Origin of the sequence: Pseudoalteromonas piscicida (assembly GCF_002744175.1) — a bacterium.
Classification (GTDB): domain Bacteria; phylum Pseudomonadota; class Gammaproteobacteria; order Enterobacterales; family Alteromonadaceae; genus Pseudoalteromonas; species Pseudoalteromonas piscicida_B.
On the sequence record NZ_NKHF01000205.1, the window covers coordinates 1 to 203 of the forward strand.

The window sequence follows — 203 nt, forward strand, 5'->3', positions numbered from 1 at the left end:
TTTTCCTCAATCCAACCGCGACGATGTTCGAAGGATTTGCCAGTGAGTGCATCTTCACCGCACAAAAATGCACGGCGTACGCAGCGTGAGATACAGTGGTAGTATTTGGTGTCGGTTAAACTAATCCAACCGCGACGATGTTCGAAGGATTTGCCAGTGAGTGCATCTTCACCGCACAAAAATGCACGGCGTACGCAGCGTGA

1 pseudogene is annotated in these 203 nt (G+C 50.2%); it reads right to left on the reverse strand.

The features are described 5' to 3' along the window. Positions 1-203, reverse strand: a pseudogene (locus CEX98_RS23080) (hypothetical protein); the annotation flags it as partial.